We start from the raw sequence: 19448 nt of genomic DNA, 5'->3' as shown, positions 1-19448 counted from the left end.
GAACAACCGACGAGGGCAAACGATGAACACCTATTTCCATCCCGAGCAGCTGCTGCACCATCCGCGCAGCTACCTGTCGCGCGGCCGGATGCGTGAGCCGCAGGAAGTGCCCGAGCGCGCGGCGCGGCTCGTCGCGGCCGTCCGGTCGCTCGACTTCGACGTGCGCGAGCCGGCCGATCGCGGCATCGCGCCGATCGCGGCCGTGCACGACATGAACTACCTGCGCTTTCTGGAAGAAGCGCACCGCGACTGGAAACGGATGCCCGACGACTGGGGCGACGAAGTGATGTCGAACGTGTTCGTGCGGGACCCGAACCCGCTGCGCGGCGTGCTCGCGAAGGCCGCGCGCTATCTCGCCGACGGCAGTTGCCCGGTCGGCGCGAACACGTGGCGCGCCGCGTACTGGTCCGCGCAGAGTGCGCTTGCGGCTGCGGCCGACGTCAACGACGGCGCACGCGACACGTACGCGCTGTGCCGGCCGCCCGGCCATCACGCGCGCCGCGACGCGGCCGGCGGCTTCTGCTACCTGAACAATGCGGCGATCGCTGCGCAGGCGCTGCTCGGCCGCCATCGCCGGGTCGCGATCCTCGACACCGACATGCATCACGGGCAGGGCGTGCAGGAGATCTTCTACGGCCGCGACGACGTGCTGTACGTGTCGATCCACGGCGACCCGACCAACTTCTACCCGGTCGTCGCGGGTTACGAGGAAGAGACGGGCACAGGCGCCGGCGACGGTTTCAACCTCAACCTGCCGATGCCGCACGGCGCGCCCGAGTCGGCGTTCTTCGAGCGGCTCGACGACGCGCTGCGCGCGCTCGCGCGGTTCCAGCCCGATGCGCTCGTACTCGCACTCGGCTTCGATATCTACAAGGACGATCCGCAATCGCAGGTTGCCGTCACGACCGGCGGTTTCGGGCGGCTCGGCGGGGCCATCGGCGCACTCGGGTTGCCGACGGTGATCGTGCAGGAAGGCGGCTATCACCTCGAAAGCCTCGACGCCAACGCGCGTGCGTTCTTCGGCGGGTTCGCCGCCGCGCGCTGACCGGCGCGGCGGGGTTCGACCGCGTGCGTGCGGATTGAGGTTTTCCGCGCGCGTGCCGATAATTCGCGCATCTGCCTGGATGGATGCACGAAGGAGGGCCGCACGATGACAGCCGGCCAGATCACACGCGGTGCGATCGCGCTCGCCGTACTGGGCGCAGGGTCGCTCGCGAGCGCGGCGGAGCCGTCGATTCCGCTGCGAGTCAGTCTCGTCATTCCGGAAACCTGCACGATCGACGCCGGCGCGCCGCAGGCGGCTGCCGATGCCGGCATGCCGAGCGTCAGTTGCATGCACGGAACGCCGTTCGTGCTCAGCCACGCGGCGCTGCCCGACGCGCGGTCGGCGCCGCGCAGCATCGGCGCGGGCGCGACGCCCGCATGGACCGTCACGTTCTGAGCGGCGCGCCCGCCCGTTCACGCCGTTGAACGCTAGAAACTGATCGTCGCGGTGATCGTGTCGCTGTAGCTGCCGGGCGCGGGCGTGGCCTGCGCCGGCACCGCGCCGTACACGGTCACGACCTGCGACGTGCCCGTGCCGACACCCGTGACCGTCGCGCTGCCGCCCGTGCCGTCGCCCCATCCGATCGAGTGCGCGGCGTCCGTATACAGCCCGTAATCGATCGTCCCGCCACCACCGCTGCGCTTCATCTGGCGCGCCGTCACGTCGCCGCTGCCGCCGCTGCTCAGCGCGATTTTCCACGCGTCGCCGTTGGTGCATTGCGCGGTGATCGTCCCCGTTGCCGCGAGCGTGCCCGACAGGATGCTCGCGGTGCCGAAGTTCACGTTGGTCGCGTTGATGTTGCAGTTGTTGATGACGTCCGCCGTCGCGCCGAACGGGAAGGTGCCGCTCGACGTCGTCAGCGATGCGCAGGTCGGCGCGACGAGCAGGTAGAACCCGGTGTTGATCGACGTCGTGTTGCCGCCGAACTGCTGCGAATAGGTCGTGGTGCTGTTGCCGGTCGTCGGCACGGTCGGCTGGTTTCCGGTGATCTGTCCGTACACGGTGACCGTCGCGGACGCGCTCGTGCCGAGCGCGGGTTTGGCGAGCGTGACGGATGCCGGCGTCGTGCCGGAATACACCGAGCCCCATGCGACCGAATGTCCGCCGTCGAGATAGAGGTCGTACTGCATCGCGTCGGTGCCGTTGACGAGGCTGCGCGGGCTCGTGCCGCCGAGGTTCAGGCACACGAGCACGTTCGGCACCAGCGAGACGGTCGACCATGTGCAGGTGACGCTGACGGTGCCGGTCGCGGTGACCGGTGCGTTGGAGATCGGGCTGACCGATCCGAAACTGACCGTCGACGCCGTGGCCGTGCAGGACTCGGCCCGCGCGTGATGCGGCACGCCGCACCACGCGGCGAACGCGATGACGAGCAGCAGCGCGAGCCTCATGGCGCCGCCCGGCAGGTGAGGGGCCCGATGGTCGGCAGCGTGCCGTTGCCGGGCGCGGTGAACGCGAATTCCGTGATGCAGCGCTGCGTGCCGGAGTCGATCACGAGGTGGTTGTCCTCCTTCAGCCCGTCGATGAACGTGAGCCCGTCGTAGCCGACGATCGTATCCGCGCCGCTTTCGGCGTGATGCACGCGCGCACCGGCCGGCAGCGGGCGGCCCTCGGCGTCGCGCAGGATCACCGACGCCGCGCGATAGCGCGACACGCCGAAATGCGCGACGACACCCGACTGCGCCTGCGGCACGACCGTCATCGACGTGCGGGCGATCCGCGCATCGGCGGGCAGCTTCATCGAGTCGATCGCGATCTGGTTGTTCTGGTACGCGTTCAGGTCGGGGACGAGCAGGTGCCCCGCGCGGTCGGTCGTGCCGATCACGCGGTTCTCGTGCAGCACCGGAATGCCCGCGACGCCGTCGGTCGACACGAGCGCGAAGCCGTCGTCGATGCGGCGCGACACCTGCAGGCTGCTGTCCATGAACACGAGCGCGCCGCTCACGTCGAGCGACGCGCCGGTCTGTCGGTCGATGTGCTGCGCGGCCGCGATGACTTCGCCCGCGTGGCCGAGATACCGCACTTGCGCCTGCCGGTAGGGCACCGCGCCCGTGCCGCCCGTCTGCACGCCCCAGCCCCAGCCGCCGCCGTAGTCGGGCGGGCGGCTCGCGTCGACGGTGTAGTTCGACTGGCCGCGCTGGCGGCCGACGGTCGTGTTGATCGACGTGTTGCGGCCGAGCCCGATGTTCAGCGACACGAACGCGCCGTTCGCACCCTGCTGCGCGAAGTCGCGGTACGCGCTCACGCTCAGCGACGCGAGATCGCCGAAGCCCAGCGTGTACGACACCGTGCCGATCCGCGTGCTCGGGCCTTGCGGCATCCGGAAGCCGATATAGCTGAGCGACAGGGTCTGGCGGTGCATGAACGGCAGCGCGAGCGTCGCCTGGTCGGTCGCCGCCGGCGCCGTCGCGCCGTCGCGCGAGGCCAGGTCGCCGTAGCGGCCGAACGCGCGGATCGTCTGCGCGTTGATCGAGAAGCGCGGCTCGATCAGCTGGTAGCCCACGCTCACCTGCGTGCCCGGAAAGCGGCCGGCGCTGCCCGCGACCGCGCCGCTCACGACGCCCGCGTAGCCGAGCCGCAGCAGCGCGCCGACGCCGGCGTTGAGCACGCTGCCGGTCGCTTCCGCATGCCCCTCGACGGTCAGCGCGTCGGTGACGCCGCGCCGCATCGAGCCGCTGACGGCCGGCCGCGCGTCGTAGTCGAACGACCGCAGCCCGTAGTTGCGGCGCAGGAAGCCTGCTTCGAACGAATAGCTCGACAGCCCGGCGGACAGCATGCGCGTATCGACGTAGAGCGGCACGGAGGTCGCGACGGTGCGGCCGAGCGCGTCGCGCGTGATGACGGTCGCCTGGCCGGCCCCCCTGATGCCCGGCACGTCATGGATGAGGAACGGGCCGCTCGGCACGTTGCCGGTGTACTGGCGCACGTTGTTGATGTACAGGTCGACGGCCGACGGGACGGCGGCGGAGCCCGCGAGCGACGGGATCGGGAACGTGACGAGATCGGGGCGCAGCGCGAAGTTGCTGCGCCACTGGAAGCCGCCGATGCGCACCGAGCGCGTCCACGCGAGCGACCCCGAGATCGTGTCGCCGATCTGCGTCGTGCTCGGCCGCGCCGGGTCCGAGCGGCTCCATGACATATCGAAGCGCGTGTAGCGCCGCTGGCCGTTGTAGAAGGTCGCGGCGCCCGTGGTGTCGAACACGCCGCCCGGATCGAAGTAGCGCACGTCGGTGTAGAGCGAGTACTGCCGGTCGCCGATCGTCTGCGCGTACGCCTCGTAGTTGATCGCGATGCCGCGCGACGCGCTGGCCGCCTGCGTGGGCGGCAACGCACGGCTGTCGACCGCGTACGGCCGGCGCAGCGAGTCGGGCATCTGCAGGTCGACGCTCTGGCGTGCCGCGTCGTAGCGGTAGCGCAGGCCGGGAATCGCGTCGAGGTCGACCGTCGCCGCGTCGGCGAGGCCGAGCCGGTCGGTCGCGACGCCGATCGTGCGCAGGTCGGCGCCGCTCGCCGACAGGTGGCCGTCGCGTTCGCGGAAGTGCGCGAGCAGCGTCGTGTTTTCGCCGTTGACGCTGACTTCGAGGATCACGTCGTGCGTGCCGTCGGTCATCACGAGCACCGGGAGTTCGTCAGCGCGCACCGGGCCGAGCGCGAGCAGGCTGCCGGCCACGATGGCCGCGAGCACGGCGCGCGGCGAGCGGCGCGGCGTTCCGCGTCCATTGGCCGGGGGCGTGCCGGCGCGTGGCGAAGGGGGAGAGGCCGGGCGGCGCACCGGCGATCTAGCCCGGCGGCTCCACCGCGACGACCGCACTGGCCGGCTGCGAATTGACGGCCGCCCGTACCGTGACCTTGCCGCCGAGCGCGACGCCGGCCGGCAGCGGCACGCTCCACTGGCCGGTTCGGCCCGCCAGCGCGTAGCCGAGCAGCCCGCGCGTGAGCGGGTACGCGCGCCCGTCGCCGGTCACGAGTTCGACCGACGCGAGTTGCGCGCGCCGCGTGCCGCCGTTGTGCACGCGCAGCACCCAGCCGCCGTTGCTGCGCAGGAGCGCCCAGTCGAGCTGCGGCGCGCCGTTGGCGGCCGGCTCGACGAATACCGGAATCGAATAGCGCAGCCGGATCGACACGCCGTTGGCCGGTGCCTCGCCGGGCTGCGGCAACTCGTCGATCAGCAGCCGGTAGGTCTGCTCGGTACCGGCTGGCGTACGCGAAGCGCGCACGACGCGGATCAGCTGCTCGGACTGCTTGCCGACTTCGATCAGCGGCGGGCTGGCGAGCAGATCCTGGGTGGGCGTCAACGCATCCTGGCCATTGGCCTGATCCCAGCGAAACACGCGCACCTGCCCGTACACCGGGCGCTCGCCCGGATTGCGGAGCGTGATGCCGGTGGCCGTGTCGTCGGCGCCGAATTCGATCGTGACGGGGGAAATCTGCAGCGACGCGGCGTGCGCGGCGCCGGCCGCGCACAGCAGCGCGGCGAGCGTTCGACGTAATGCGGACATGGGAAGCAGCGCCGGTCAGAAGTAGGCGGTTGCGGTGATGGTCGTCTGATAAGTGTCCGGCTTCGGCGTGGCTTGCGTGGGCACCTGGCCGTAGACGGTGAAGGACTGTGCGGACCCCGTGCCGGTGCCGGCCACGGTGTCCGTGCCTTGCGTGTTGCCCCAGATCGTCGTCCGTCCGGCGTCCTGGTAGAGCTGGAAGCCGACCGTCGTCGACGTGTTGCCGGTTGCCGTTCCGGCCATCAGCCGGCTCGCGACGGTCGACCCCGTGACCAGGCCCGCGTCGAGACCGACGTTGTACGGCGTCGTGTTGGTGCAGGTGACGCTCAAGGTCGTCTGCTGGTTGATCGCGGCGGACAGCACGCCGTTCGTGCCGAAGGCCAGCGGGTTCGCCGTGATCGCGCAGTTCGGTTGCAGCGTGAGCGTGACGTTGAAGGTGGCGGTCGACGTGCCGTTTGAATAGACGGCGGCGTCTGCGGCGGGTGTCGAAAGGCCGACTGACAGCGCGAGCGACAATGTGGTGGATACGATGGCGACTTTCACGCAGATCCCTCATCGATCGAATTTTCGTTGGATTTATGCCGCGCTTCGCAGGCCACGGTCTCGCAAATGCTGATACGAACCCGCAATTCTTTCAATATTAAAATCGGCCCTGTTTCATTTTGTTACATCTGGATTGGGTGTTGAGTAAATAAAGTCGGGAAGCATTGCGATTTGTGATTTCAATATGCGAATTGAGTGAAATATTTTCCTGGGATGTAGCAAGCACTTCATGAATCATGCTGGATTCGGCCGTGATTTTTGCCTGAATCAGCGGAATGAAACGGCCTGTACGGAATGGTTGATTAATGAATTCGGCGGAATTCAGAGGGCGAAAAAATGAATCGCTCAAGGGAATTGAATTGATTCCCGCAATTCGCAAGAGGATTTGATTCTTGTTGAGGCGGGATATACGGATATTCCGGATATCCGGACTGGAAGAACGAATGAAGTGAAATTGACGGTTGAAAACGAACGCGGCCGCATCGAGCGGCCGCGAACGTGTGTCGGCGAGGGGAGATCCGGCATTCGTCGCCGGCGGACGGCGTGTCGCGATTACGAATTCGCGGCGGCCGGTGCGCGGCGCTGTTGCGCGATCTGCAGGAAGACGAGCGCGAGGCCGGCCGCGGCGATCAGCCCGCCGACGAGCGGCACGGCCGCATACCCGAAGCCCGCCGAGATCGCCGCGCCGCCGGCGGCCGCTCCGAGTGCGTTGCCGAGGTTGAACGCGCCGATGTTGACGGCCGACGCAAGGCCCGGCGCCTCGTGGGCCGCCCGCATCACGCGCATCTGCAGCGGCGGCACGACCGCGAACGTCGCGATGCCCCACACGAGCAGCGTGACGGCGGCGCCGGCATGCGTGCTGGCGAGCACCGGGAATGCGACCATCGTTGCGATCAGCAGCAGCAGGAAACCGATCAGCGTGCCGTCGAGCGAGCGGTCGGCCAGTCGCCCGCCCGCGATGTTGCCGATCGAGAAGCCGACACCGATCAGCACCAGCATCGCGGTCACGAAGCCGGGCGTGGCGCCGGTCAGGTGCTCGAGCGTCGGTGCGACATACGTGTAGAGCGTGAACATCGCGCCGGCGCCGAGCACGGTCGTCGCGAGTGCGCCGAGCACGACGGGGCGCGTCAGCACCGAGAGTTCGGCGCGCAGGTCGGGCATCTTGCCGGCTTCGCCCTTCGGCAGCGCGGCGAACAGCCCCGCGATCGCAACCAGGCCGAGGCCCGCGGTCGCGGCGAACGACATGCGCCAGCCGATGATCTGGCCGAGCCAGGTCGCGGCCGGCACGCCGCCGACGTTCGCGATCGTGAGACCCATGAACATCGTCGCGACCGCGCTGGCCTGCTTTTCGCGCGGCACGAGGCTGGCCGCGACCACCGAGCCGAGCCCGAAGAAGGCGCCGTGGTTGAGGCTCGTCACGAGGCGGGCGAGCAGCAGCGTCGTGTAGCCGGGCGCGAGCGCCGACAGCAGGTTGCCGATCGTGAAGATCGACATCAGCGCGATCAGCGCCGAGCGGCGCGACCAGCGCGCGAGCAGCAGCGTCATCAGCGGCGCGCCGACCATCACGCCGATCGCGTAAGCACTGATCAGCATGCCGGCTTGCGGAATCGACACGTGCACGCCTTCGGCGATCACCGGCAGCAGGCCCATCGGCGAGAACTCGGTCGTACCGATGCCGAATGCACCGGCGGCGAGTGCCAGCAGCGGTAGCGCGGCGCCGCCGCCCGGGCGGGAAGGAGAGGAAGTCGTGGGGTTCACGCGATGTGCTCCTGTAATCGAGAAACAACGGCACGAGGCCATTGAGGACAGTGCGAAGTGTGCCTGCTTCACTTTTGCGGAAAAAGCCGTATCCGGACGAAATTATCTTGATTTCATTTCAACAATGCAGCGTGCAGCGAAACCGGCAGGGGGCGCGGGTGAACGAGCGGATGGTATTTCGAAAGCATGTTGTAAAGATTGGCGGACGACGCTCGACCGGGAGACCGCGATCCGTGGGCGGTTCGACGCGGACGGATGCCCGTTTCGCCCTTTTTCGGCAGGTGGCCCGGAAGCCGTCCGCCGCCCGTCCGGCGGCGCGGATCCGGCGGGCCGGCGAGGTGGCGGCCATCGTCCGGCGCGAGCGTCGCGTCACCGCCGGATACCCTTTGCAGACAAGGCGCGCAGGTAAAAAAAGCCCCGGCCACAGGGGGACCGTGACCGGGGCAGAAACGCATCCTCTCTTTGGCACGAGGGTTGGATGCGCGCGAAGTATATTTCGACGCATGACAATTCGAACCGGCGTTAAACGGCTGTTTTGGGTGTCAATTTAAAAACACCGGCGCTGCGGCGCCTTCCGTCGGCGTTTTGAAAGATGTTTAGCGCAAGCGAGGCTGGTGATTAGTACGTCAGGCCAGTCGAACCGGCGTTTTGACGGAGAAGTATCCGGTCGTGGATCGACAGGGCGAATTCGGCCGCCCGATCGTAGGCCGGGCGCGTATTCGGTCGAACTGCGTCCGGTCAGCTCGCTTCGCCGGCCGCATCGCGCACGGCCGCCAGAAACCGCGCGACGACGGGCGACGGCGGCACGGCGTCGCCGTCGAACACGAACTCGATGTCGAAGCGGCTCGCGAGTTCGTCGAGCGCGACGAGCCGGACCGTGTGCGGGCAGGTCGGCGACGCGCTTTCCGGCACGAACGCACAGCCCATTCCGGCCGCGACGAGGCCGATCAGCGTCGGGATGTCGCTGCCGACCTGCGCGATGCGCGGCGTGAAGCCGGCCTGCCGGCACTGCGCCATCAGGAACCGGTGATGCGCGGCGGAGCGCTGCGCGTCGAACCACACGAACGGCTCGTTCGCGACGTCGGCCAGCGTGCGCGGCGCGGTGAAGTGTCCGCCCGGCGGCGCGGGCATCGCCAGCACGAAGCGGTCGCTCAGCAATCGGACGCCGGACAGGTGCGGCGCCTCGTCGCGACGCCACGCCATGATGCCGCCGTCGAGCTGGCCGCGCACCAGCGCGTTCGCCTGTTCGGCCGACAGCATCGGCGCGATCGACAGCTTGACGTCCGGGCAGGCATCGCGAAACGCCCTGAGGACGTTCGCGACGACAGGCAACGGCAGGCAGTTCGGCAACGCGCCGAGCCGGAGTTCGCCCAGCTGGCCGGCCGCGCTGCGCAGCGCGCGCTCACGGCTGTCCTGCAATGTCGCGAGCAGGCCGGTCGCATCCTGCAGGAAGCTCGTGCCGGCCGCCGTGAGCGTGACGCCCGTTGCGCGGCGGACCAGCAGCGGCGTGCCGATCGCGTCCTCGAGTTCGCGGATCTGTCGCGACAGCGCGGGCTGGACGATGCCGGCCGCACGGGCGCCCGCCATCACGCTGCCGGCTTGTGCGACGGCGACGAAGTAGCGCAGGTGACGCAATTCGATCTGGCGCATGCGGTATCCGTTCCGGTTCGTTGATATACCTGCGAAGCATAGCAAGTGCCATGCGATGGTATTGGAAAGCATGGAGAGCCTGCCGTACGATGGCCGTCATCGCCGCTCGCCCTCGCGGGTCGCGTGCGCTTCTTCCGTGCGTTTCTTCCGTTCGCTCCGTTCCCATTGGTTCCGTCCCCATGCCGCTTCATATCCCGACTCCCTATATCCGCTCGCAAATCGCGTCCCGCCGGCTCGGCAGGACCATCCGGCTGAAGCTCGATGCGCTGCAGCCGTCGGGCTCGTTCAAGCTGCGCGGCATCGGTGCCGTCTGCGAAGCGCGGCACGCGGCCGGCGCGCGGCGGTTCGTGTCGTCGTCGGGCGGCAACGCGGGCATCGCGGTCGCCTATTGCGGCCGCGAACTCGGCGTGCCGGTACGCGTCGTCGTGCCGGAAAGCGCGACGGCCCGCGCCCGCGAGCTGATCCGTGTCGAGGGCGCGGAGCTGATCGTGCACGGCCCGAGTTGGGCCGAGGCGAACGCGTTCGCGCAGTCGGCGCTCGGCGAGCACGATGCGTTCGTGCACCCGTTCGACGACCGCGCGCTGTGGCAGGGCCACGCGACGATGATCGACGAGATGGCGGCGGCCGGCCCGAAGCCCGACGCGGTCGTGCTCGCGGTCGGTGGCGGCGGGCTGCTGTGCGGTGTGCTCGAAGGGCTGGCGCGCAACGGCTGGCACGACGTGCCGGTGGTCGCGGCCGAAACGGAAGGCGCCGACTGCTATGCGCGCTCGCTCGCGCAGGGGCGCCCGGTCGAATTGCCGGCGATCACGAGCATCGCGACGTCGCTTGGCGCGAAGCGGCCGTGCGACGCGGCGGTCGAATGGGCGACGCGGCACGAGATTCATCCGGTCGTCGTGTCCGACGCCGACGCGGTGGCCGCGTCGCTGCGCTTCGTCGACGAACACCGGATCGTCGTCGAGCCCGCCTGCGGTGCCGCGCTGGCGGCGCTCGAGCGGCCGGTGCTCGCGTCGGCGACGGATATCGCCGTGATCGTCTGCGGCGGCGTGACGGCGACCGTCGAGCAGTTGCAGACGCTGCGCGCAACGTTGCGGTAGGCGGGGCGGCCGTCGAGCGCGGCGAACGCGGCGAATGCGTGCATGGCCGCGTATTCCCGCTGCGAAGTGTCGGCGCAATGCCGGCTACGCAACGGACAGGCAGCCGGCAGCGTGGAAATTCATGCGAGGAACGACGGGAAGGGTGCGTATCGTCGCGCTGCGCCGGTTACGGCCGGGCGCGGCGATACGGGTGACCGGTCAGTTGGCGGCCGGTGCGCTCGCGCCGGACGGGGCGGACGAGGCGACAGGATTGGCCGCGGCAGGCGCGGGTGCCGAGCTCGAGGGCGCCGATGCCGATACGGGGGCAGATGCGGTGGGCACGTGCGCAGGTGCGGCCGGTGCCGGTGTCGGTGTCGTAGCGGCGGGTGGGGAAGCGGCGGGCGCCGATGCGGCGGCGGCGGGTGTCGATGCCGGACTGGAAGCGGGAACAGGCGCGGAAGCCTGCACGGGCGTTGAGGCCGGTGTGGATGCCGCCCCGGACGCCGTTGCAGGTGCCATCGCCGGTGCGGGCGTCGACGCGGTAGCAGGAGCCGGTGCTGCACCCGAACCCGAACCCGAACCCGAACCCGAACCCGAACCCGAACCCGAACCCGAACCCGAACCCGAACCCGAACCCGAACCCGAACCCGAACCCGAACCCGAACCCGAACCCGAACCCGATGCGGCCACCGGCGCGGCAGCACGCATCGCCGCCGGCGCGACCACGGCCGACGCCGCGGCCGGCACCGCGTGCGCGCCCGATTCGGGCGTGACGGCCGGCAGCGAAAGCGGCACCGGCGCCGCGGGCGGCGTCGGCACGGCCGGGGTCGTCATCTTCATCGGCTCGCCCTGCGGCGTCGGCGCGGGTTCGGGCAGCGGCGTGACGGGTTCCTTCTCGGCGGCCTTGACGGTCGCGCGGTCGCGGCGGGCCGGGTCGATCTTCAGGAAATGCTCGACGAGATTGAAGAAGCGCTCATAGAACACGCCGGCGGGAATCGTCTCGCTGGCGGTCTTGACGAGCGCGTCGTCGCTCGACCCGATCGGCAGCGACAGCGAGCCGAACACGCTGAGCCCGACGCTGGCCGACGTATTCGACTTCTTCAGCGTGTAACGATCCTGCACCGCGTTGACGTACGCGATGCTCGACGAGCCGTCCGCGTTCGCGTCCGCGCACACGACGTGAAACTCGATCACGACGTGCATGTCGTTGTTCGGCTGGAAATTCTTGCTGCCGTCGACCGCATCGTTGCGCGACGACGACACCACATAACCCTGGCTCAGCAGCGCGCGCCGCGCGGCCTCGCAGGCCGCGTCGGATTTCGAATGGAACGTATGCGCATACGGGCTGCTCGTCGCGTCGAACTGTTCCTGCTGGTAGATCGGCTTGGGCGGCGACGAGCACGCCGCCAGCACGGTCGCGGCCGCGAGCGCGCACGAAACGGAAAACAGGCGAAATCGGTTGTGCATGGCGTCTTTCAGAAGGCTTGGCGAGAGGCCGCGCAACGGCGGTGCCTGGATGAAGCGCGCGGCAATCTCGTAAGGCCGGGGCGCCATTATAGTTTCGTTTGATGTCGCACTCGCTTCAGTCGGCCGGTGCGCCGCGCGCCGCGTCCAGCAATTGCGACGTCAGCGGATGGTGTTCGCCGCGCCGCGAGCGGATCGCGTGGATCTCCTCGGTCACGTCGCCCGCGCGCCCGAGCCGCCGCAACCCGCGCAGCAGCGACGCATCGTTCGCGCCGAGTTCGCTCAGCGGAAACACGCCGAGGCCGCGCGCCGCGAACACGGCCATCAGCGCGCTGTCCTCGAATTCCCCGGCCACGCGGGGCACGATCCGCTCACCTTCCAGCCACCGGTCGAGGCGCGCGCGCAGCGCCGAGTGCGCGGTCGGCAGCAGCACGGGCAGCTCGGCGAGGCACTGCGGAAAGTGCTCCCGAGTGGCCGGCGTGACGAGTGCCGCGGGGCCGTACCAGTCGACCGGCGACGCGACGAGCCGCTCGCTCGTCACGCGCAGGTTCGAACCGGACGGCGCGCCCTGGCCGGCCAGCACGAGATCGAGATGATGCAGCGCGAGCTCCGCGAGCAGCGCGTCGTGCTCGCCCTCGTGGCACAGCAGCCGCAGCGTGGGGGTATCCAGAACGGGTGCCAGGATCGCGTGCGCGGCAAGCTTGGAGATGCCGTCCGCGAGGCCGACCGCGAGCCGCACGGTCGGCTGGCTGGCCGCCGCGCGCACTTCGTCGGGGATCAGCCGTCCCATCTCGAAGATCGCCTCCGCGCGCGCAAACGCGGCCTGGCCGGCGTCGGTCATCGCGACGCTGCGCCCGGCCGGGCGCAGCAACTGGTGTCCGAGCGCCTTCTCGAGCTCGCGCACCTGCGCGCTGATGGTCTGCACGGCCATGTCGAGCCGCGCGGCCGCGCGCGCAAAGCCGCCTTCCTTCACGACGACCCAGAAGTAGTACAGATGTCGGAAATTGAGCATCGGAACGTAATTTCGGAAAATCCGAACCAAAAATCAGATTCTCTCTGATTTTTACGAAGTTCTGAGCGGCATATCATCGGGCTTTCCACTTTCGAATCGGCCCATTTCATGGACTACCTGCTGACGCTTGCCGCCGACCCCGCCGTCTGGGCGGCGCTTCTGACGCTCGTCGTGATGGAAGTCGTGCTCGGCATCGACAACCTGATCTTCATCTCGATCCTCAGCAACAAGCTGCCCGAAGCGCAGCGCGCCCGCACGCAGCGCCTCGGCATCGCGCTCGCGCTGGTGATGCGCCTCGCGCTGCTCGGCAGCGTCGCGTGGATCGCGAGCCTCACCGAACCGGTGTTCACGCTGTTCGACCATGCGTTCTCGTGGCGCGACATGATCCTGCTGTCGGGCGGCCTGTTCCTCGTGTGGAAGGCGACCACCGAGATCCATCACCACGTGTCGCACGACGGTGACGGCGCGGGCGGTGCCGGCGGCGCGGCAGGCCTGACGATGTGGGCCGCGATCGGCCAGATCGTGATGCTCGACATCGTGTTCTCGATCGACAGCATCGTGACCGCGATCGGCATGACCGAACACGTGCCGATCATGTTCGTCGCGGTGATCGTCGCCGTCTCCGTGATGCTGTTCGCCGCGCAGCCGCTCGCACGCTTCATCGACCGCAACCCGACCATCGTGATGCTCGCGCTGTCGTTCCTGGTGGTGATCGGCATGACGCTGATCGCCGAAGGTTTCGGCTCGCATGTGCCGAAGGGTTACATCTACGCGGCGATGGCGTTCTCGGCGTTCGTCGAGGGCATGAACATGCTGGCGCGGCGCGCGAAGGCGAAGCGCGCGGCACGGACGGAAGGCCGCTGAGCGGCCGCGCGCGACGCCGGCTGCCGCTCAGGCGGCACCCGGTTCGCGCGTCTCATACGGCATCCAGACGAAATTCGCACGGAAAGGAGAAGCGCGATGAAATGCCCTGTCTGCAAGACGCCCGACCTGCTGATGGCCGAGCGCCAGTCGATCGAAATCGACTACTGTCCGACCTGCCGCGGCGTATGGCTCGATCGCGGCGAACTCGACAAGCTGATCGCGCGCGAGGCCGGCGACGCGCCGGTGCGTCGCGACGAGACGCCCGTGCGGCACGATGCGCAAGCGCCGCGCGGCCATGACGGCGGGTGGGGGCGCGACGGCCGCGCGCACGACGATCGGGACAGACACGATGGCCGCTCGCACGGCGATCGTTACAAACATGACGGCCAGCGTCGCCGGAAATCGGTGTTCGACCTGTTCGACTTCGACTGACTCCGCCGATGTCGTCATGTCGTTGAAAAGCCCCGCCGGGCGCGTACCCGGCGGGGCTTTTTCACGCGTGCGGGACGACGGCACGCACCGGTGCTTACGCGTTGCCGGCCGTCACGTCGATGCGGCGCGGACGCGTTTCCTCGCGGCGCGGAATCGTCAGCGTCAGCACGCCGTCGCGCAGGTTCGCGTCGATCCTCGACGTGTCGAGGTCGGGGCTCAGCACGAAGCTGCGCGCATAGCGCGTCGCGCGGATTTCGGCATGCCGCACGCGGAGGTCGGCCGGCGTATCGAGGTGCGTGTCGGCCTCGATCGTCAGCGTGTTGTCGTGCACCTTCACGTCGAGGTTCTCGCGCGGCACGCCAGGCAGGTCGGCCCGCAGCGTGACGCCGAGGTGATTCTCGACGATGTCGACGGCCGGCGTGATCGCGGGCCGGCGCACCGCTTCGGCGGCAGCGGGGTGGACGGTGCTCGTTTGGCGTTCGGTCAGGGTCGGGTTCGCAGTCATGTCGGTATCCTGAGAATTATTGAACGGTGATCGCGCGCGGCTTCGATGCCTCGCGCCGGCCGACGCGAATCAGCAGGCAGCCGTTTTCATAGCGGGCGCTGACCTGGTCGGGATCCGCGTCACGCGGCAGCTCGACGACGCGGCGGAACGCACCGTGAAAGCGCTCCTGCGCATAGGTGCGCAGGTCGTCGCCTTCACCGCCTGGCGCCGGCTTGCGCTCGCCGCTGATGGTCAGCAGGTCCTTGTCGATCGACACGTCGAAGTCGGCCGCGGCCATGCCGGGCGCGAACGCGACGATCTCGATCGCGCCGTCGGTGGCGCCGACGTTGAGTGCGGGAAAGGCGCCGGGCCGCACCGCGCGAATGCCGGACGGACGATCGCCGAGCAGGCTCGCCACCTGCCGCTGCACGCGGGCGAATTCGTCGAACAGGTCGCTGCCGAAATGGATACCGCTCATGTGAGTCCTCCTGAACAGGGAACGCGGGAGACGCGACGGCGCGACGCCTGCGGCGGGCGCGACGCGGGGGCTCCACTGGGTCGAAACGGGGGCAGTGCGTGGTGTGGTGCGCTGCCCGACGACGCGTAATTAGTGGCCGCCGCAGCGCATTTCAAGAGGGGATCCACAATCTGCATCAATGCAGGCCCGTGCGGTTCGATGCGACAATCGCCGCGATCTATCTGCAGACCAACGACACGGGACAACCATGGACATTCGACGCATCGCGATCGTCGGCGCCGGCGTGATCGGCGCCAGCTGGGCCGCTTTCTATCTGACGCAGGGCTTCGACGTCGTCGCGACCGATCCGGCGCCGCAAGCCGACGCACGGCTGCGCGACGCACTGGCCGCGTTTCTCGGCGAGCGGGCCGTCGAGCTTTCCGCGCGGCTGTCGTTCGATGCCGATCTCGTGCGTGCGCTCGACGGCGTCGACTTCGTGCAGGAGAACGGCCCGGAGCGGCTCGACCTGAAGCGTGCGCTGTACCGGCAGATGGACGACGTGCTGCCCGCGCACGTGCCGATCGCGTCGAGTTCGTCGGGCCTGAAAATGTCGGACATCCAGACCGCGTGCGAAAAGCATCCGGAACGTTGCCTGATTGCGCATCCGTTCAATCCGCCGCACCTGATTCCGCTCGTCGAGCTGGTCGGCGGCGAGGCCACCGGCCAGGACGTGATCGCGCGCGTGAAGGCGTTCTACGATGCGCTCGGCAAGCAGACGATCGTCCTCAACAAGGAGATGACCGGCCACGTCGCGAACCGGCTCGCGGCGGCGCTGTTCCGCGAGGTGTATCACCTCGTCGGCGAAGGCGTCGTGAGCGTTGCCGATGCGGACAAGGCCGTCGCATGGGGGCCCGGCCTGCGCTGGGGGCTGATGGGGCAGTGCCTGACCTATCACCTCGGTGGCGGCGCGGGCGGAATCGCACACTTCCTCGAACACCTGTCGGGGCCGATCACGAGCTGGTGGGACGACCTCGGCACGCCCTCGTTCAACCCGGACGTCGATCGCAAGCTGAACGACGAATTGCGCGCGATCCAGGGCGAGCGCTCGATGCAGGAACTGGCGGCCGAACGCGACCGCCTGCTCGTCGAGCTGATCGACGCGCGGCGCCGCAGCTTCCTGCCGTGATCGCGCCTGGGCGGAGCGTTTCGGTCGGGCCGCGATCGGTCGGGCCGCGCTCCGCTACTGCTGCGCGGCCGTTTGCGGTGCCCGCGGCGTCTGGGCAAGCCACGACGGGCTCGCGGCCTGCACGAGTTCGCGGTTGCGCGCGCGCGTCGCGGCGCTCGGCGGGTAGTTGCCGTCGTTCGTCGGCAGTTCACCGTCGAGATAGGCCTGCTTGAGCTGGGCGATGACTTCCGCGCGTGTCAGGCCCTGTTCGGGCGCGGCGGCATCGGTCTGGGCAAAGGCGGGGGACAGCAGGGCGGCGGCGGCGGTCGCGACGGCGAATCGCAAGACATTCATGGCGTGCTCCGATCAAGGGGACGGGACACCGGATGCGCGCGGCGGCTGCCGTGCGTTCCGATGGGGCCCATTGTCGTGAGCGGGTGCTGCGCGGACGATGACGCGTTCCGGGCAGAACTGTCAGTTGCGGGCGCAGCCGGCCGCGCAGGCGTGCGTCGCGCCCGGTGAGCTTACAACTCCGACGCCGCCGTGATCAGTGTGGCTTCGAGCGCGAGCGTCGATCGCGACGCGGCCGCCGGCCGGTCGATCACGTACTCGAGTTCGCCGAGCTCGGGCAGCCCCGCGTCGAGCCGCGCGAGCCCGGCCGGGATCACGTAGCCCGCGAACGCGCTGACGCCGAGTCCCGCGCTCGCGGCGGCGCGCAACACCGCGACGCTGCTGCTGACTACCGCGATCCGGTATGGCCGCCCGACGGCTTCGAGCGATTCGAGCACGCGGCGGCGCGACACGCTCGGCTCCGGATGCATCGCGAGCGGCAGCACGGCCTCGTGGCCGGTGATCCGCGAATCGGGGCCCGTGCACCAGTACAGCGGCTCGCTGCGGATCACGCGGCCGCGCCGGCTGCCCGCGATGCGCTTCGCGAACACGAGATCGTGCCGCCCTTCGTCGAGCGCGTCGAACAGGTCGCCCGACAGCCCGGTCGAGATCGCGAGTTCGACTTCCGGATTGCGCTGCACGAAGCTTGCGAGCGCGGCCGTCAGGTGCGCCGACGCGAAATCCTCCGACATCGCGAGCCGCACCTTGCCCGACAGCGGCGGCCCGCACACCGACGTGACGGCTTCGTCCATCAGTTCGAGGATGCGCACCGCGTAGCGGAACAGCGCGTCGCCGTGCTGCGACAGGTGCACGTTGCGCGTGTCGCGTTCGAACAGCGGCCGGTCGAGCAGCTCCTCGAGGCGGCGGATATGCTGGCTGACGGTCGATTGCGACAGGCTCACGCGCTCGGACGCGGCGGTGAAGCTGCCGGACTGGGCGACGGCGACGAAGCTGCGCAGCAGCTCGGGCGGTAACGGGCGCATTGCTAAATCCACTGAATCGGTTTCGACAACTTCATAAATGGCCGGATATTGCGGCGCTAGTATCGGATCACGCCTCGGTGCGTGCCCGTCACGGCGCACACCGGATGCGTAGCCCGCGTCGTGCCGGCGGCTGCATCGGTCAGTCTACGGCATCCGGCATCCGGCCCGAAACCGCATCATCCCATCGACCGCCCGAGAACGCGCCCGCATGACGGGCCGCCGGGCCGCGGCGCACCGCCGCAGGAGACGAGTCCGCGCACGGGATCGGCGTGCGGGGCCGGTTCCTGCATGCGTCCGGCGCCCGTCACGAAGAGACTGGAGACGACTCATGATCATCTACGGAACCGCGCTGCTGGCGTTCTGCCACCTGGCCGGCCTGTTCCTCGGCGACCTGCTCGGCAGCGCGATCGGCGTGAAGACCAATGTCGGCGGCGTCGGCATCGCGATGCTGCTGCTGATCTGCCTGCGCCTGTGGCTGCACCGGCGCGGCTGGCTGCCGAAGGAAACCGAGGCCGGCGTCGGGTTCTGGGGCGCGATGTACATCCCCGTCGTCGTCGCGATGGCCGCGAACCAGAACGTCGTCGCCGCGCTCAAGGGCGGCCCCGTCGCGTTGCTGGCCGCCGTCGGCGCGGTCGCGATCTGCGCATGCTGCATCGCGGTACTCGTGCGCACCGGGCGCGACGACACGGCCTTCGCGGCCGTGCCGCAATTCGAAGAACAGTGAAGGAGGCCGCCATGCTGCAGATGCTCGAAAAAGTCGTCGCCCACAACGGGCTCGTCGCGTCGTTCGCGCTGGTCGGCCTGATCATGTGGCTGTCGTCGATCGCGTCGCGCAAGCTCACGTTCGGCCGCGTGCACGGCTCGGCGATCGCGATCGTGATCGGCCTCGTGCTCGCCTACGTCGGCGGCGCATTCACCGGCGGCGAGAAAGGGCTGGCCGACGTCAAGCTGTTCGCCGGCATCGGCCTGATGGGCGGCGCGATGCTGCGCGATTTCGCGATCGTCGCGACCGCGTTCGAAGTGCAGCCGACCGAGGCACGCAAGGCCGGGCTCGTCGGCGTCGTGTCGCTGCTGCTCGGCACCGTGCTGCCGTTCATCGTCGGTGCGTGCATCGCGCGCGCGTTCGGCTACACCGACGCGGTCAGCATGACGACCATCGGCGCGGGCGCCGTCACCTACATCGTCGGCCCCGTGACGGGCGCGGCGATCGGCGCGAGTTCCGACGTGATCGCGCTCAGCATCGCGACGGGGCTCGTGAAGGCGATCATCGTGATGGTCGGCACGCCGGTCGCGGCCAACTTCATGGGCCTGAAGACGCCGCGCTCCGCGATGATCTTCGGCGGCCTGGCCGGCACCGTCAGCGGCGTGAGCGCGGGGCTCGCCGCGACCGACCGCCGGCTCGTCCCGTACGGCGCATTGGTCGCGACGTTCCATACGGGCGTCGGCTGCCTGCTCGGGCCGTCGGTGCTGTTCTTCACGACGCGCGCGCTGGTCGGCGCGTAGCGCGCTGCGATGCGGCCCAAGCGTGCGGGCCGCATCCATCGCGGCGTCCTCTGAGTCGCATTCGTCAACATCATCAATCGGCGGCGGCGCCAGGCTTAGAATGCCGCTGAACCATCGAAGCGGGAGAAC

At 69.1% G+C, this 19448-nt stretch carries 20 protein-coding genes; 8 read left to right on the top strand and 12 right to left on the bottom strand.

Annotation, left to right across the window (positions count from 1 at the left end; all coding sequences use genetic code 11):
• The first annotated feature begins 22 nt into the window (after nt 1-22).
• Both ACTJLD_RS08685 and ACTJLD_RS08680 read left to right on the top strand, forming a co-directional pair.
• The gene (locus tag ACTJLD_RS08685) at nt 23-1045 is read left to right on the top strand and encodes a histone deacetylase family protein (RefSeq protein WP_440658560.1); all 1023 of its coding nucleotides are present in this window, start codon (nt 23-25) and stop codon (nt 1043-1045) included.
• Between the two features lie 105 nt (nt 1046-1150).
• The gene (locus ACTJLD_RS08680) at nt 1151-1441 is read left to right on the top strand and encodes a hypothetical protein (RefSeq protein ID WP_234742882.1); all 291 of its coding nucleotides are present in this window, start codon (nt 1151-1153) and stop codon (nt 1439-1441) included.
• Between the two features lie 32 nt (nt 1442-1473).
• On the opposite strand, the gene ACTJLD_RS08675 is transcribed toward ACTJLD_RS08680, so the two are convergent.
• The 6 genes from ACTJLD_RS08675 to ACTJLD_RS08650 all read right to left on the bottom strand — a co-directional run bounded on the left by ACTJLD_RS08675 (nt 1474) and on the right by ACTJLD_RS08650 (nt 9492).
• Nucleotides 1474-2436: a Csu type fimbrial protein gene (locus ACTJLD_RS08675; protein WP_060312068.1), complete on the bottom strand. Its 963-nt coding sequence runs from the start codon at nt 2434-2436 to the stop codon at nt 1474-1476.
• Entirely contained in the window at nt 2433-4730 is a 2298-nt protein-coding gene (locus ACTJLD_RS08670; protein ID WP_440658559.1) for a fimbria/pilus outer membrane usher protein, read from the bottom strand. The genes ACTJLD_RS08675 and ACTJLD_RS08670 overlap by 4 nt, the downstream gene beginning before the upstream one ends.
• Nucleotides 4731-4824: 94 nt before the next feature.
• Nucleotides 4825-5544, bottom strand: coding sequence for a fimbrial biogenesis chaperone (locus ACTJLD_RS08665; RefSeq protein ID WP_027787912.1), 720 nt, complete (start codon nt 5542-5544; stop codon nt 4825-4827).
• Nucleotides 5545-5559: 15 nt separating this feature from the next.
• Nucleotides 5560-6057, bottom strand: coding sequence for a Csu type fimbrial protein (locus tag ACTJLD_RS08660; protein ID WP_059681963.1), 498 nt, complete (start codon nt 6055-6057; stop codon nt 5560-5562).
• A 579-nt stretch (nt 6058-6636) separates the two neighbouring features.
• The gene (locus tag ACTJLD_RS08655) at nt 6637-7842 is read right to left on the bottom strand and encodes an MFS transporter (RefSeq protein WP_440658558.1); all 1206 of its coding nucleotides are present in this window, start codon (nt 7840-7842) and stop codon (nt 6637-6639) included.
• A 738-nt stretch (nt 7843-8580) separates the two neighbouring features.
• A complete protein-coding gene (locus tag ACTJLD_RS08650; protein ID WP_440658557.1) occupies nt 8581-9492 on the bottom strand; it encodes a LysR family transcriptional regulator in 912 nt (303 codons plus the stop codon).
• A 179-nt stretch (nt 9493-9671) separates the two neighbouring features.
• Between ACTJLD_RS08650 and ACTJLD_RS08645 the strand changes: the two genes are divergently transcribed.
• Nucleotides 9672-10586, top strand: coding sequence for a pyridoxal-phosphate dependent enzyme (locus ACTJLD_RS08645; RefSeq protein WP_440658556.1), 915 nt, complete (start codon nt 9672-9674; stop codon nt 10584-10586).
• Nucleotides 10587-10784: 198 nt separating this feature from the next.
• Here the strand turns inward: ACTJLD_RS08645 and ACTJLD_RS08640 are convergent, their stop codons facing one another.
• Both ACTJLD_RS08640 and ACTJLD_RS08635 read right to left on the bottom strand, forming a co-directional pair.
• The gene (locus ACTJLD_RS08640; RefSeq protein ID WP_440658555.1) at nt 10785-12032 is read right to left on the bottom strand and encodes a DUF2242 domain-containing protein; all 1248 of its coding nucleotides are present in this window, start codon (nt 12030-12032) and stop codon (nt 10785-10787) included.
• A gap of 115 nt (nt 12033-12147) precedes the next feature.
• Complete coding sequence (locus ACTJLD_RS08635) at nt 12148-13041, bottom strand: LysR family transcriptional regulator (protein ID WP_440658553.1); 894 nt, start codon at nt 13039-13041, stop codon at nt 12148-12150.
• 108 nt (nt 13042-13149) lie between these two features.
• Between ACTJLD_RS08635 and ACTJLD_RS08630 the strand changes: the two genes are divergently transcribed.
• Together ACTJLD_RS08630 and ACTJLD_RS08625 are read left to right on the top strand one after the other, a co-directional pair.
• A complete protein-coding gene (locus tag ACTJLD_RS08630) occupies nt 13150-13905 on the top strand; it encodes a TerC family protein (RefSeq protein ID WP_021162687.1) in 756 nt (251 codons plus the stop codon).
• A 96-nt stretch (nt 13906-14001) separates the two neighbouring features.
• Nucleotides 14002-14337 carry a zf-TFIIB domain-containing protein gene (locus ACTJLD_RS08625; RefSeq protein WP_027787904.1) on the top strand — a complete coding sequence of 112 codons (336 nt, stop codon included), beginning with the start codon at nt 14002-14004 and terminating at the stop codon, nt 14335-14337.
• Nucleotides 14338-14431: 94 nt separating this feature from the next.
• On the opposite strand, the gene ACTJLD_RS08620 is transcribed toward ACTJLD_RS08625, so the two are convergent.
• Together ACTJLD_RS08620 and ACTJLD_RS08615 are read right to left on the bottom strand one after the other, a co-directional pair.
• Nucleotides 14432-14842 carry an Hsp20/alpha crystallin family protein gene (locus tag ACTJLD_RS08620; protein WP_440658551.1) on the bottom strand — a complete coding sequence of 137 codons (411 nt, stop codon included), beginning with the start codon at nt 14840-14842 and terminating at the stop codon, nt 14432-14434.
• Nucleotides 14843-14858: 16 nt separating this feature from the next.
• Nucleotides 14859-15299, bottom strand: a complete 441-nt coding sequence (locus tag ACTJLD_RS08615) for an Hsp20/alpha crystallin family protein (RefSeq protein WP_027787902.1) — start codon at nt 15297-15299, stop codon at nt 14859-14861.
• A gap of 247 nt (nt 15300-15546) precedes the next feature.
• On the opposite strand from ACTJLD_RS08615, the gene ACTJLD_RS08610 reads away from it, so the two are divergent.
• Entirely contained in the window at nt 15547-16464 is a 918-nt protein-coding gene (locus tag ACTJLD_RS08610; RefSeq protein WP_134255488.1) for a 3-hydroxyacyl-CoA dehydrogenase NAD-binding domain-containing protein, read from the top strand.
• A 54-nt stretch (nt 16465-16518) separates the two neighbouring features.
• On the opposite strand, the gene ACTJLD_RS08605 is transcribed toward ACTJLD_RS08610, so the two are convergent.
• On the bottom strand, nt 16519-16797 hold the full coding sequence (locus tag ACTJLD_RS08605) for a DUF4148 domain-containing protein (RefSeq protein WP_059695563.1): 279 nt from the start codon (nt 16795-16797) through the stop codon (nt 16519-16521).
• Between the two features lie 170 nt (nt 16798-16967).
• Nucleotides 16968-17816, bottom strand: a complete 849-nt coding sequence (locus ACTJLD_RS08600; RefSeq protein ID WP_027787899.1) for a LysR substrate-binding domain-containing protein — start codon at nt 17814-17816, stop codon at nt 16968-16970.
• Between the two features lie 328 nt (nt 17817-18144).
• Here ACTJLD_RS08600 and madL point away from each other — a divergent pair, with 328 nt between their 5' ends.
• Together madL and madM are read left to right on the top strand one after the other, a co-directional pair.
• Complete coding sequence (gene madL / locus ACTJLD_RS08595) at nt 18145-18540, top strand: malonate transporter subunit MadL (protein ID WP_021162694.1); 396 nt, start codon at nt 18145-18147, stop codon at nt 18538-18540.
• 11 nt (nt 18541-18551) lie between these two features.
• Nucleotides 18552-19319 (top strand): malonate transporter subunit MadM, encoded by a 768-nt coding sequence (gene madM / locus ACTJLD_RS08590; protein ID WP_021162695.1) that lies wholly within the window; start codon nt 18552-18554, stop codon nt 19317-19319.
• The last annotated feature ends 129 nt before the right edge of the window (nt 19320-19448 follow it).

This window comes from Burkholderia sp. 22088 (assembly GCF_052045915.1).
Lineage (GTDB): Bacteria > Pseudomonadota > Gammaproteobacteria > Burkholderiales > Burkholderiaceae > Burkholderia > Burkholderia cepacia.
The sequence above is the reverse complement of the archived record's forward strand: the minus strand, read 5'-3'. Positions and strand labels throughout refer to the sequence as shown.